Source organism: Bradyrhizobium sp. LCT2, from assembly GCF_009931255.1.
Lineage (GTDB): Bacteria > Pseudomonadota > Alphaproteobacteria > Rhizobiales > Xanthobacteraceae > Bradyrhizobium > Bradyrhizobium diazoefficiens.
Window position 1 is genome coordinate 8,090,837 of the sequence record NZ_CP034432.1, and the last position, 13,014, is coordinate 8,103,850.

General features: G+C 61.5%; 12 protein-coding genes and 1 pseudogene. 3 read left to right on the top strand and 10 right to left on the bottom strand.

Features of this window, described 5'->3' with window-relative positions; translation table 11 throughout:
• Window positions 1-1,818 carry an ATP-dependent helicase gene (locus EI171_RS38235; protein ID WP_161536342.1) on the bottom strand — a complete coding sequence of 606 codons (1,818 nt, stop codon included), beginning with the start codon at window positions 1,816-1,818 and terminating at the stop codon, window positions 1-3.
• A complete protein-coding gene (locus EI171_RS38240) occupies window positions 1,805-3,319 on the bottom strand; it encodes an ATP-dependent endonuclease (RefSeq protein ID WP_246740355.1) in 1,515 nt (504 codons plus the stop codon). Before EI171_RS38240 ends, EI171_RS38235 begins: the two co-directional genes overlap by 14 nt.
• An 87-nt stretch (window positions 3,320-3,406) precedes the next feature.
• Between EI171_RS38240 and EI171_RS45990 the strand changes: the two genes are divergently transcribed.
• A complete protein-coding gene (locus EI171_RS45990; protein ID WP_246740356.1) occupies window positions 3,407-3,580 on the top strand; it encodes a hypothetical protein in 174 nt (57 codons plus the stop codon).
• 24 nt (window positions 3,581-3,604) lie between these two features.
• On the opposite strand, the pseudogene EI171_RS45995 reads toward EI171_RS45990, so the two are convergent.
• The 5 genes and pseudogenes from EI171_RS45995 to EI171_RS45115 form a co-directional block, all read right to left on the bottom strand.
• Window positions 3,605-4,033: pseudogene (locus EI171_RS45995) on the bottom strand (nucleotidyl transferase AbiEii/AbiGii toxin family protein); the annotation flags it as partial.
• Window positions 4,034-5,419: 1,386 nt separating this feature from the next.
• Entirely contained in the window at window positions 5,420-6,175 is a 756-nt protein-coding gene (locus EI171_RS46860) for a transposase (protein ID WP_371740328.1), read from the bottom strand.
• Window positions 6,132-6,938: an ISL3 family transposase gene (locus EI171_RS45105; protein WP_371740552.1), complete on the bottom strand. Its 807-nt coding sequence runs from the start codon at window positions 6,936-6,938 to the stop codon at window positions 6,132-6,134. The genes EI171_RS46860 and EI171_RS45105 overlap by 44 nt, the downstream gene beginning before the upstream one ends.
• Before the next feature lie 259 nt (window positions 6,939-7,197).
• Window positions 7,198-7,554 carry a transposase gene (locus EI171_RS45110; protein ID WP_202633055.1) on the bottom strand — a complete coding sequence of 119 codons (357 nt, stop codon included), beginning with the start codon at window positions 7,552-7,554 and terminating at the stop codon, window positions 7,198-7,200.
• A gap of 107 nt (window positions 7,555-7,661) precedes the next feature.
• Window positions 7,662-8,714, bottom strand: a complete 1,053-nt coding sequence (locus EI171_RS45115) for an ISL3 family transposase (protein ID WP_371740553.1) — start codon at window positions 8,712-8,714, stop codon at window positions 7,662-7,664.
• 642 nt (window positions 8,715-9,356) lie between these two features.
• On the opposite strand from EI171_RS45115, the gene EI171_RS38265 reads away from it, so the two are divergent.
• Window positions 9,357-10,175 (top strand): hypothetical protein, encoded by an 819-nt coding sequence (locus tag EI171_RS38265; protein WP_161536344.1) that lies wholly within the window; start codon window positions 9,357-9,359, stop codon window positions 10,173-10,175.
• Between the two features lie 476 nt (window positions 10,176-10,651).
• Here EI171_RS38265 and EI171_RS38270 read toward each other — a convergent pair whose 3' ends face one another.
• The gene (locus EI171_RS38270; protein ID WP_161536345.1) at window positions 10,652-11,164 is read right to left on the bottom strand and encodes a hypothetical protein; all 513 of its coding nucleotides are present in this window, start codon (window positions 11,162-11,164) and stop codon (window positions 10,652-10,654) included.
• 43 nt (window positions 11,165-11,207) lie between these two features.
• Window positions 11,208-11,489 (bottom strand): LexA family transcriptional regulator, encoded by a 282-nt coding sequence (locus EI171_RS38275; protein WP_126262178.1) that lies wholly within the window; start codon window positions 11,487-11,489, stop codon window positions 11,208-11,210.
• A gap of 38 nt (window positions 11,490-11,527) precedes the next feature.
• Between EI171_RS38275 and EI171_RS38280 the strand changes: the two genes are divergently transcribed.
• The gene (locus tag EI171_RS38280) at window positions 11,528-12,649 is read left to right on the top strand and encodes an IS630 family transposase (protein WP_161532241.1); all 1,122 of its coding nucleotides are present in this window, start codon (window positions 11,528-11,530) and stop codon (window positions 12,647-12,649) included.
• On the opposite strand, the gene EI171_RS38285 is transcribed toward EI171_RS38280, so the two are convergent.
• On the bottom strand, window positions 12,622-12,969 hold the full coding sequence (locus EI171_RS38285) for a hypothetical protein (RefSeq protein WP_161536346.1): 348 nt from the start codon (window positions 12,967-12,969) through the stop codon (window positions 12,622-12,624). The genes EI171_RS38280 and EI171_RS38285 overlap by 28 nt on opposite strands.
• Between the last annotated feature and the right edge of the window lie 45 nt (window positions 12,970-13,014).

Genomic DNA, 13,014 nt, shown 5'->3' on the forward strand with positions numbered 1-13,014 from the left:
CTACTCGCCCTCGGCCTCCTCCATTCGCGCTTCAAGTTCATCCAGGAAAGGCGAGCGCCCCCAATGCATCCTGCCGCGGCCCGTATCGACGTAACCGGAATAAAGCATATGGATTTCGTCCCGAGCGCGTGTCAGGCCGACATAGAAGAGCCGCCGGCTCTCGCGGCGGGCGGCGGGCAATTCATTGCGCCAGGGCAAACTCCCGAGATCGAGCCCAACCATGATCACAACATCGTATTCGCACCCCTTCGCGGAGTGCAGTGTCAACAAGTTCAGGTGCCGCGGAGAGCCATCGCGGCCGCCAAGGCTCGCCAGGTCGAGATCGGCGAGCGGTCCCCCGACCGCCAGAGCCGCAGACATGCGATCTACCTGCTCGTGCTGATCAGCGAGACCCGGCTCGGCCGCCATTAGCGTATCAAGCATACCTGCTCGCATCCCGGCCACGAAATCCCGAGCGAGTCCCTCCTCGACGCGAAGGGACCACAGAAGCTGCGTCAGACTCCGGGATTCATCTCTCGCCTGGACTTCGGATATCCGGGTACGATAAAATCCGACCCAGCGGTCGAGCAGACCGCGCAACTGTGGCCGGGCCTCGCGCCAGCCGCCGGCGCACCACGCCGCGCAATCCTCGATCCAGCTCGTAAGCGCGACTTTGCGGTAAGGTGCCGCAGTATCGACACGGACGAAATCGATGCCCGCGGCAGCAACGGCTTCCGCTACGACGTCGCCCGCCCGATAGTCCCGGTAGAGAATGGCGATGTCACCGAGCGCGCGTCCGGGCTTGGCCGCTAGAGCTGCCGGAATGATCTCTGCTACCGCGTGTGCCGCCTGTCCTTCAAGGCCATCGGCGCATTGAACGAATTCGATGACCGCCTGCCGGTCCAGGTCATTCGACCGATACCCGCGGGCCTCGCCGAGCGCCATTTCGGACGCGCTGACGATGCGCGACGCCGAACGATAGTTGAGCTGAAGCTGAACCCGCTCGACATCAACCCGCTCGGCCAGCTCTTGGAGCAGTGCTCCGTCGGCGCCGGTGAAGCCGTAGATCGACTGGTCGGGGTCTCCCACCGCAAAGAGCCGAACGCCGCCATCGAAGGCCACACGCTTGACGATGCGATGCAACGCCACGCCGAGGTCCTGATATTCATCGACCGCGAGGACCGGAAATTTCGCCTGCAACAGGGGCAGCACCCAGTCATGCTCTGACACCAGGCGCTGACCGAACACCACAAGGTCATCGAAATCGACAAGGCCCAGCCGTCGCAGCTCGGCCTCATATCCCTCCGCCCAAGCGGCGAGTTCCGCCTCGCTCGTCCAAGCGATCGACGTCCTGTCGAGGACCGACCGTCGATGCCGCCCCAGGTCCATGGGCTTATTGGGATGGCCAACGCCGAACAGTCGATCACCGATGCGCTTCATCGCCTGCTCGCTCTGCCGCTGCGTGGCCACGGCGAGCGGGAACGGCACCGGAAGATCGGCAAGCCGGCCATAAGGCATGAGGAGATGCCTCAGGCAGAAACCATGGACTGTACCAACAAAGAGATTGGGCGACTCGCGCAGGCCCAATCGCTCGAGCCGGCGTGTCAGCTCGCGCGCGCATTCCTGGCTGTAGGTGATGCATGCCGCACCGCGCGGCGCGCGGACGTCCTCCGCCATGATCCGCGCGAGCTTGAGAACCAGCGTCTTGGTCTTGCCGCTACCGGGCCCCGCGAGAACGACACAGTTTCCCGTCGAGTCATAGGCCGCCTGCTGACCCGGGTTGCCGGCCAGATCGCCCGCTTCGGCAAGATAGGCAGCGCTGACGCTACGTAACGGCATCGCGGATATGCTCCAGCGCCTGCCGGATGTAATCCGGGCACGCATCCTCATCGACGTGCGGCGCCAGCGCCTGCGCGAACCGTCCTTTGCCAATCCGCTCAATGACCTTGATCAGTTGCTCCTCGTCGAGACTGTCGGTGTCGTCGACCCATCCCTGGATCAGGTCGCGTGTCGCTTGGCCCATCGAAAGTTCCTGTTCGATGACCTCCTGCATCGCCTCAGCGAGGCCGCCGGCGAACAGCTCCGGCTCGAGCGTGTTGCTGTTCACGAAATACCCGAACGCCTCCGCACGCGCGATCACGGCGTCGGCATCCAGAGGCGTATAGTTCACGCCGTCTTCGACCAACCGCAGGACATTGATCAAGCGACGTCGGACCAGTGGAGGTTTCGTTCCGTTCGGGTCGCGATCGGTTAAAATGACATGCGGAATGTTGAGGCCCTCGGGACCCAGTAGCTTGACGTAGGGCGTGAAGTTCGTGCCGCTGACCGAGCATACTGTGATGCCCAGCATGTCGAGCGGAATGTCCAGCGCCTCGGCGAAGGCAGGCACGAGAAACCGCTCCGCGTCGCCCTCGACCAGGATGACCCCGCGAGCGAAGAAGATCTCGCCACGGCTTACGTCGATGTAGCGCTGGAGGTCCGCCTCGTCGCGCTCGTCGAGCGGCGCCTTGGCCGTCGAAACGGCGATCGTCGCATTTGTCGCCGCGTCTTGACGAAGCAGCACGACCGACCGGATCGGGGTGACGCTCGCGATATGCGGCGAATGCGTGGTCAGGATGGTTGTGAGTGGCGGCGTCTGCTCCTCGTCATCCCCGCCGCTGCCGAGGAAATAGCGGTAAACCAGACGTTGGACGTGCGGGTGAAGGTGCGCTTCCGGCTCCTCGACGACAAAGAAAGTGTGGTCGCGCTCGCCATCCGTCACGAGCCGATCGAGTTCCAGGCTCTTGAGCGCCAGGAAGATCAGGTTGGCGGTCCCAAGGCTGGCATCGGAAATGCCGCGCGCACCATTGTCGATCAGGAGACGCAGGCTGCGCAGCAGCGCATCAACCCGGGTCGGCGCGAGGCCGAGCGTCAACGGCACCGCATGTTGCTCGCCGGCGATCGCGATCAGCCGCTGGCCGATCCGCTCGGCGGTTGCGACCACTTCATCATGGCTGACCAACTCGGCCTGCGCCTCGTTGACCTGCTCCTGGATTTCGGCCCGCGCGTCTTCATCGAGAGAGGTCGCCAGTTCCTCGATCAAAGGCCTTAGCGGCGAATTGCGCCAACTCGACAGATCCTTCTCGGCATCGCGCAACGCGACCTGCACGTCGAGCGGAAGCATCCGTCGCAGCGACGGCCCGATGGACATCTCCGGATCGTTGCCGCCAAAGACGATGTACTCATAGTCGGCAATGCTCTCCGGATCCCGCCCGAGATTGGCCTTCGGTTGGAAACGGTAGGTGAGACGCGCAACCATCGGCGGCCCCGGATCGACCACGCAGTCGTTGAGGTGCGCCATCAACCGCGGATCGCCCGTGAAGTCAGTCAGCTCGACCGCGACCTCGATCGTCTCGCCAAGCTTGTCTTCTCCTAGACCATCCCAGAATTGCTCAAGCCCAAGCTGCCGATCGCGTTCAGAAAGACCAGGGTCCAGAATCAGTTGCAGCGCGCGGACGAAGTTGCTCTTGCCGACCTTGTTCTCGCCGACGATGACGATACTTTCGCCGGTCTCGACGTCGATCTCCGAGAAGTTCGCGAAGTTGCTTATTTTTACCCGTGATATGCGCACTCTGTCCCCGCCTTCTTATTCCGCCCGCCGATTAGCCCACGCGACAATATCGGCGCAGCGCGCCCTTAGCACCTCGAAGGGTTCGGCATCTTCCAAGAGCAGGCCGTTCTCGACCATATGGCGATAGTCTCTTCCAGGCTTTCGAGGCATCTCCGCCGGGCGTGAGCTGCAGACCGCCGTTGACGACGACCGCGTAATCGATCGGGTTGCGATCGGCCGCCTTCTCGGTGAAGAACATGCCCTTGTGGCGCACGACCGCACGCCAGCTCTCGAGCAGCGATAGCCGCATCCGCCAGACCGGCCTCATCCCAGCGCAATCGTCATCCAAGTGGCCTCGAAGCGATCAACGCGCAACCGCTGCTGGACGCAGAAGACGTGGATAGCCGTTGCCTCTTCCCAGAAGGTTCGCTCCGCATGCATCACCCGCGGACGAGCCGTCGGAAACGGACCGCATCTCAGCCAGCTTTAGCAGCTCGACCTCCTCAACTGTGATGGTGATGCCGACCTCACGAAGCGTCGCCGGCTTTTTACTCGCAAACATCAGACCAAACCCTTTCGTTGCGCGAAGCGGTTTCGCCCGCGCTTACGGTTGACGCAAGGCCTGGGGGGAGCCACAACGCTCGGCGTTGCGGGGGAGAACGCAGGACTTACCACCAGGCGACGAGCGGCGCTGTACGAGGCGCTGCACGTCTTCCGCACTTATCTGTGATTCCCTGAAAGATGAAGCGGCGATTCGCGATACGCGCAGATTATACCCGAAAAAATGGGCGCATTTCCTGTGGATGGCTTTTGAGTTTTGGAGAAAACCAATAGGACACAATGCCCTACCCTGTGGAAGCTCCTGTCGCCCAAACGTCAGTTTATGTTGACAAATTGCAGTATACGGCCACCCGCCGTTATTAGGATCATCCGCAACACAACCACGAACTTAAAAGCAAAGAACGGAGCAGCTTAGTTCAGCACACCAACTACCGAAGTAGGTTTGTGCTGCTGATTTTGTTGCCTAGCCCAACTTAGCTCGGCTGCTGATCAGCCTGATCCTGGTGGCTAGTACAGCTCAGCGTCGCATATTTTCTACGTCAAATCCCAAAACAGCGCGCAATTGCTGCACCGACCCACCAAACACGCCGGAAGAAAACGCAGCAGATATCTAATCTCGCCTAGACCGACGGAAGGGGCTCGAATGTCTGTTGGGGGGAAAATCGTGCAACACGAACGGCCGCAATGCGTCTGCGCAAGCACTTCCGCCTAACTCGCACGCGCACCAATAGCAACGTCTTCTCTCCTGGTCCAAGTCGGTACTGGGTCGAACACGAAGTGGCTAGACGCACGGGCGCATTCGGGTACTGCTCACTGTTCTGCGGCGGCGCGCGCTCTCCAGCCCAGGCTCATACCGCAACGCGGGGCAGTCGCCCCAATCACTTGGGCCCACATGCCACGTGATCGCTGCTGCCGCCGGCCTTGGGCGGTTGCCGCGACGATCAACATCGGTAAGCTCACACATCGAGGGAGGCTTGACGCCTACTCGAGCATTAAGGGGCGCTGCGAGCAGACCTCCGCGGAGAGGCTCTCAGGATAATTGGCCAAGGTTGAAGCCTGGCACCACAAACTTCATCGTGACTAACGGCTTGCCCGCCACTCGACCCTTAAGCATAATTTTGCGGCGGATAAAACCAAGACCAGCGGCGCGATGCCCGTAGTCGCCGAGGATCTAAGCGCAACGGGGCGGCAGGGCTATTTTGCACTCGTCTATAGCGCGACAATCAGGGGTTCTTCCGCATATTTGGTGCAGCTTGAGCAGCTGGGGTTGGATAGGTTGGGCGGTCGTTCTCAGGCAGCCAGAAGGACGCGTCGACGCAATAGCGGGTAGCTCGCCCGACCATACATTTGTCGTTTGATGGCTTTGATCCTGCTGATCTGGCCTTCGACCGGACTGGTTGTCCAGGAGGTAGTTATTGCCGCTCGGACCGCATCGATGTCGCGCGCGATGCCGTTGGCAAAGCTCTTGAGCTCGCTGTTGGCTGCTTGTGTGATCCATTCATCGAGCTCGGCGATGTCGCTACCACTGAGAAGGGACACAAACCGCTTCGCTAGCTCCGCCGTCGTGGCGAGTTCCGGAGCTCGCGCAAACAAGTGACCGAGGAACAGCCTGGCGTCAGCATCGATCTGATCCAGATCCCGACTCAAATACCAAGCACAGCGACGACGCGTGGGAGCTTTCCAGGTCGGGTGCGGTTGTGCTGCTCCTCCCGAGTCTGCATGTGCACGCCTGTCAGCGGCCCATCGCGCGACGGTCACTCGACTTCCAGTATAACCCTGTTGCTGAAGCTCGCGCCAAAGCTGCTGGCCCACCTGGCAGCCGGAGGCCCACCGCGCTTCCAGCCATGCCTCAAAGGGCGCGAGAAGATGTGAAGGTATGTGAGGACGCGAATGCTCCGGTTCGCCGCCAGCGGCCAGCCAGCGCTGAACCGTGCGCCTGTCGACGCCGAGCAGTTGGGCGATCCCAGATGTCGGGCAACCTTGCTCGCGTAGGCGACAGATTTCATCCCAGCGTTCGCGTCGTGCAGCCTTTCGATCCGCCCGCAATTGTGCAAGGCCGGGCGGCAGCAGTGGAACTGCCAGTCTTCGGTCGTTGCACGGACGCCATGATTTGCACGGCGGCGGCTACGTTGTGACGATGGCGGCCGACAGCGTGGCGCAGGGCCTCACCTAAACTGTTGAGCAGGTGCCAACGGTCCGCCACCTGCACCGCGTCGGGCGCGCCGCAGCGTGCGCCATCAGCATAAAGTCCCGCACGGTCGCGGGCTACGACCTTGATGCCCGGCCAGCGCTTCAGCCAGCGCGCAACACTGTCGGCATTACGATCGGGAAGCAGGTCAAGCACGCAATTGCGCTCCAGATCGCAGATGATCGTTCCATATCGCTGGCCACGACGCCAAGCCCAATCGTCGATGCCGACGACGGTCGGGGCAACGAAATCCGGCAAGGGAGCCGAGTGAACCATTCGGAGCAAGGTGTCGCCGCTGACCGGCATGGCCAGTTTGCGCGACAGGCGCGAGCCGGGCTCTCCGCCGACCGCAAAGCCGATCGCCAGTTGGCTCTCGCCGAGACGGGTTGTGCGTCTTGCTTTCGGCCGCACCGTTGCCGGTAGCCGCTCGGTGAATATCTGACGCGGGCATTGCGGATTCGCGCATCGAAACCGTCGCGCGTGAAGCCGGATTTCGACCACCCGACCTTGCCACGGCAGATCGGCCAAGCGTCGCACGTAATGGCTGTGGACGCGACCCGTCTGGCAGCCGCAACAGGGACAGAGCGAGACCGCTGACTTCGGCCGAGCCACGAGCACCACCCTGTCCGTCTGGGGAAGGATCTGGACAATCGAAAGCTCGGGAGAAATCAGCGAGCGGAAGGCATGAAGCAAGGCGAATCACGAGCGTCGACTGCGATTCCAACCTTATGCCCTTATTCGCACCGTCCGTGAATCCCGCACCTTGCACCAAATATGCGGAAGAACCCAATCAGGATGAGAGCGGCGCGTCAATCAAGGGTTCTTCCGCACATTTGGTGCAGCTTGAGTAGCTGGGGTTGGACAGGTTGCCCGGTCATACTCAAGCAGCCAGAAGGACGCGTCGACGCAATAGCGGATAGCTTGCCCGGCCATACATTTGTCGTTTGATGGCTTTGATCCTGCTGATCTGGCCTTCGACTGGACTGGTTGTCCAGGAGGTAGTTATTGCCGCTCGGACCGCGTCGATGTCGCGCGCGATGCCGTTGGCGAAGCTCTTGAGCTCGCTGGTGGCTGCTTGTGCGATCCATTTATCGAGCTCGGCGATGTCGCTGCCCCTGAGAAGAGACACAAACCTCTTCGCTAGCTCTGCTGTCGTGGCGAGTTCCGGAGCTCGCGCAAACAAGTGACCGAGGAACAGCCTGGCGTCAGCATCGATCTGATCCAGATCCCGGCTCAAATACCAAGCACAGCGACGACGCGAGGGAGCTTTCCAGGTTGGGTGCGGTTGTGCTGCTCCTCCGGAGCCTGCATGTGCACGCCTGTCAGCGGCCCATCGCGCGACGGTCACCCGACTTCCAGTATAACCCTGTTGCTGAAGCTCGCGCCAAAGCTGCTGGCCCCCTGGCAGCCGGAGGCCCACCGCGCTTCGAGCCATGCCGAGAAGGGCGCGAGAAGATGTGAAGGTCTGTGAGGACGCGAATGCTCTGGTTCGCCGCCAGCGGCCAGCCAGCGCTGAACCGTGCGCCTGTCGACGCCGAGCAGTTGGGCGATCCCGGATGTCGGGCAACCTTGCTCGCGTAGGCGACAGATTTCATCCCAGCGTTCGCGTCGTGCAGCCTTTCGATCCGCCCGCAATTGTGCAAGGCCGGGCGGGAGCGTGGAACTGCCAGTCTTCGGTCGTTGCACGGACGCCATGATTTGCACGGCGGCGGCTATGCTGTGACGATGGCGGCCGACCGCGTGGCGCAGGGCCTCACCCAGACTGTTGAGCAGGTGCCAGCGGTCCGCCACCTGCACCGCGTCGGGTGCGCCGCAGCGCGCGCCATCAGCATAAAGGCCCGCACGGTCGCGCGCGACGACCTTGATCTCCGGCCAGCGCTTCAGCCAGCGCGCAACACTGTCGGCATTACGATCGGGAAGCAGGTCAAGTACGCAATTGCGCTCCAGATCGCAGATGATCGTTCCATATCGCTGGCCACGACGCCAAGCCCAATCGTCGATGCCGACGACGGTCGGGGCCACGAAATCCGGCAAGGGAGCCGAGTGAACCATCCGGAGCAAGGTGTCGCCACTGACCGGCATGGCCAGTTTGCGCGACAGGCGCGAGCCGGGTTCTCCGCCGACCGCAAAGCCCATTGCCAGTAGGCTCTCGCCGAGGCGGGTTGTGCGTCTTGCTTTCGGCCGCACCGTTGCCGGTAGCCGCTCGGTGAATATCTGACGCGGGCATTGCGGATTAGCGCATCGAAAGCGTCGCGCCTGAAGCCGGATTTCGACCACTCGACCTTGCCACGGCAGATCGGCCAAGCGTCGCACGTAATGGCTGTGGACGCGACCCGTCTGGCAGCCGCAACAGGGACAGAGCGAGACCGCTGACTTCGGCCGAGCCACGAGCACCACCCTGTCCGTCTGGGGAAGGATCTGGACAATCGAAAGTTCGGGGGAAACCAGCGAGCGGAAGGCATGGAGCAAGGCGAATCACGGACGTCGACTGCGATTCCGACCTTATGCCCTTATTCGCACTGTTCGTGAATCCTGCACCCTGCACCAAATGTGCGGAAGAACCCCTGATTGTCGCCGGAGTCTCACCTTGATCGCCGCCGTGCACTCGTCGGTGAGTAGCACCGCAAGCAGATTTCCACGAGGAGCGAGCAAACAGGGCCGTAGAGTTCACAGCGAAGTGGACAGGAAAATCGGAGACGATGTCTCGGCTTGAGAGAGGTCCGCAGTTCGAGCACGGGGCCCACTGTTCGTCCAGTACTTCATGTCTCTCCTGAAGGTGGCACGATGACCCGCGCTCATTCTGCGATTTCCGTCACGATGCAGCAACCTATGCAACGGCCGTCTTCTGGGCACGTCCGGACGGTGATGCAGTTTCCACCGCGATCTTCGGGCCACCAAGACGGGCAGCCGGGGGGTGGAGGGAAATCGATCCCGTACTGCAACCCGTTCCTACTCATGCAAGCTCTGGAGCCGAACGGCCCGTCGACGCCATCCGGCCCACAAATGCGAAAGCGAGACCTTCCGGATGTCCTATACGGAGTGCTCGATCAGGCCGAAATCTCAGACGACGGAAGCGTCGTCCTCATGTTTGGCACGGTCGCCGGAGACTGGTTGCAGGCGCAACTTACCTCGGCGGTGACTGTCCCGCTCGACCCGGCAGGAAGCACACAGTTCTACGCTTCAATGCCTTTGTATCTGCTCGAAGTCCGGTACGACCCGGTTGACGTGATCGCGATCGGCGGCCCTACATCTTTCGGTTCGTCGATCGAGGCAGCGCTTCTGGCACTCGAGGGCATTTGGGTGAGAATAGCGCTGGCCTACGGCGGAAGGCCTGCAGCCTTGTTCGACAATCTGTTCGGCCCCGCGATCGATGTCGGGGTGGTATCGATAGAACCAGCCGCACCCGATGCCGGACAGTTCCTGAATTCTCTCGATCCGCTTGATCCGGTGACGGGAGTGCCGGACGCAACTGAGCAGGAGATCGAGAACGCGCTCCGCTCTTCGTCCACCTTAGACGAAATCGCGGTTTACGACGTAGGGCAAGGTTCGGCCAACGGACTCATCTCGAATCAGGAGGTCGTCTGCTACTTCGATTTCGGGGCGGCGCCGCTCCCAACGCCTTCACGTTCCCCGCAGCGCTTGCCTCGTTCTGCCAGTGCAATACCCCGCCGATTATCCTATCGCATTGGGATCACGATCACTGGTCTTCGGAGGGCCGCGATACCCGCGTCCATACGCAGACATGGATTGTGCCGCGACAGACTTCGAACAGCACCAAACGTGCGCCTCATCACTCTTCACTCATCAAGGCAATCCAAGCCGCAGGCGGCTCCATTCTGGTTTGGCCGTCCGGACTGAGCACGAAACGGATTGGTCAGCTTGCAATCAGTCTATGCACCGGCTCCTCGAAAAACACCTCCGAGCTGTCGCTTGAGGTCCATCCGCCGTCCGGGGTCACTGGGCTACCAGTACTCATGCCGGCCGACGCCGGATATGACGATCTCCGCGTGATTCCAGCAAGCGGCCAACATGATGCCATCCTGTGTCCCCACCACGGCGGCCGTTCGAATTCCCCGCACATCCCGAAACCCCCTTCCGGATCGTATCAGAGACTCATCTATTCCCTCGGCACTCGCCTGCGGCGCAGACCTGGACATCCAGCAGAAGTAAGCAGTCTCAGTTCGTATCCGAATGGCGCTAGATCTTGACGGCGATGCTCGTCCCTACATCACGCCGAACGGGGCGGCGAGATCAGGTTAATTCTCTGCCCCATGCTTACTGAAGGCCATCTTACACAACGCTGCAAATATCAATCCCTCGCTTCCGGCAAGTCGCTAGAGCTTCAACTCGATGTCGACGATAGCGCGTTTGCCGATCTTGTAAGGACCCCAGGAGTTTTTGAGCTCATTGCCCCCCTTATCGAGGCCTTTGACCTCGATTGCGTATTGAGCATCCGAAGCAACCGGACGACCTGCAGTCTGTGGGTAGCGTCCTTTGTCGCGCACGAAGAACCGCCAAAACTTGTTTTTTGGTGATGAACCTGGAATCGAGCCAGCTACGGCGTCGTTGATCCATACGGCTACGGTACCGACGGCCTTATCGCGCAAAAGCGTGACAGCTACCCACGCATGCTGTTCGTCCAGTTGTGGCGGCGGAGGTTGCTCCTCGACGCTACTCGGGCGAAAGCCGAATGCCTGGAAGACCTTATTAACACCAGCGCTTCCGCCAGCCACAATCATTGCTGTGAGCAGTGTCCCTGGCAACCCGTTCCAGCCACCCAGCTCAACCGTCCTCGGTGTATCGGTGTAGATACCGATCAGCTGGTTCGCGATATCAAGATTGAACAACAATACCAAGGCGAGCGAGAAAATGAACGCGACTAGTGGTTCATCACAGTGATTTTGACGTTTTGATACCGAGCCATTCGAGGATCGGCAAGCTTTCCGGTGGCACGAGGATTTCGATGCTTCTGGGGACGCCGGGTTGACGTCGGATGAAGCCGTTTCGTTCGAGGGTGACGATCATCTGATGGACCGAAGGCGGGCTGACGCGGAAGTGGCGCTGGATGTCGGCTTCGGCGGGGGGACGTCCGAACATATGGGCGTAGGTATGGATGAAGGCCAGGTAATAACCCTGCTTCTCGGTGAAGCGCGCGCCTGATTTTTGACTCATCGTTGGATTCGTCCCGGCCTCCGACAAGGAGGCAAAGCATGAATGTACGTTATCGGGTCGAATTGAGCCAAGCCGAGCGCGACGAACTGACGGCGATGCTCGGCGGCGGCAAGCACGCCGCCCGCAAGCTTAAGCGGGCGCAGATTTTGCTGGCGGCCGATGGAGGCTGCCGCGACGAGGAGATTGCCCGGACCGTGAGTGTCAGCCTCTCCACCGTCGGCCGGACCAGGCGCCGCTTCGTGGAAGGCAATATGGAGCGGGCCCTGAGCGAGGAGCCGCGTCCGGGCGCTGAGCGCAAGCTGACCGGCAAGGAGGAAGCCCTGCTGGTGGCGACCGCATGCGCCAAGCCGCCCGCTGGCTGCAAACGCTGGACGCTGACGCTGCTGGCCGACACGATGGTCAAGCTCACCGATCACAACAGCCTGTCGGGCGAGACCGTGCGTCGCCGGCTGGCCGAGAACGACCTCAAGCCGTGGCGCAGGGACATGTGGTGCATTCCCCATGTCGACGGCGAATACGTTGCCCGCATGGAGGACGTGCTCGACCTCTACGCCGAGACGCAGAATCCCGCCCGGCCGCTGGTCTGCTTCGACGAGACCCCCATCCAGCTGATCGGCGAGGTGCGCCAGCCGGTCCCGGCCCAACCGGGACAGCGCGAGCGCTACGATTACGAGTATCGCCGCAACGGCACCGCCAATCTCTTCGTCACCTTCGATCCACATCGGGGCTGGCGCAACGTCAAGGTCACCGACCGCCGCGCCGCCGTGGACTACGCCCACTGCATGCGTGATCTCGTCGACGTCCATTATCCCGACGCCGCCTGCATCCGTGTCGTGCAGGACAATTTGTCGATCCACAAGCCTGGGGCGCTGTATGAGGCCTTCGCGCCCGCCGAGGCCCGGCGCATCCTGCGCCGCCTCGAATTCCACTTCACCCCGAAGCACGCCAGTTGGCTCAATATGGTCGAGTGCGAGATCAGCGTGCTACAGCGTCAGTGTCTCGGCCGCCGCATCGACGATCCCAAAAGGCTCCGAAACGAGATCGCAGCATGGCAAAAGAGGCGGAATAAAACCCGAGCCCGCATCAAATGGATGTTCACAACAGAAAAAGCCCGCACCAAACTCGGCCGCGCCTATCCAGCCACCGCCAAAGAGTCATAATCACTGTGATGAACCACTAGTGCATTCGTGCTGCGGGAATCGAAATAGCTGAGAAACGGCCGCCAGCGGAACAGAAGTGCAAGCCCGTTTTCCACCAGAACCGCAAGAATGAACAACACGAAGAGCGCCTTGAACGAGGCATCATAGATGTTTGGGCTGTCCAGCGTCGGCGCGCGCGGCCGCACGCTGATCTCGATCGGCGTCTGGGGCGCATCGCCGATCTTGTAGCTCACCTTATCCTCGAGCTCACGCGCCCCGGCAGGCGGCAGGTAGATCAGAGTCGTCTGCGGGTTCGGACCTTTTGTCTCGGATAGGGCCACGGCTCCTCCCGACCCCGCCCGGGGCCACCTCGACTTTTGCATATG

Coding starts and splice junctions, on each gene's coding strand:
- EI171_RS38235 (WP_161536342.1), bottom strand. CDS start 1,818: ATGCCGTTACGTAGCGTCAGCGCTGCCTATCTTGCCGAAGCGGGCGAT.
- EI171_RS38240 (WP_246740355.1), bottom strand. CDS start 3,319: ATGGCGCACCTCAACGACTGCGTGGTCGATCCGGGGCCGCCGATGGTT.
- EI171_RS38275 (WP_126262178.1), bottom strand. CDS start 11,489: ATGAGTCAAAAATCAGGCGCGCGCTTCACCGAGAAGCAGGGTTATTAC.
- EI171_RS38280 (WP_161532241.1), top strand. CDS start 11,528: ATGAATGTACGTTATCGGGTCGAATTGAGCCAAGCCGAGCGCGACGAA.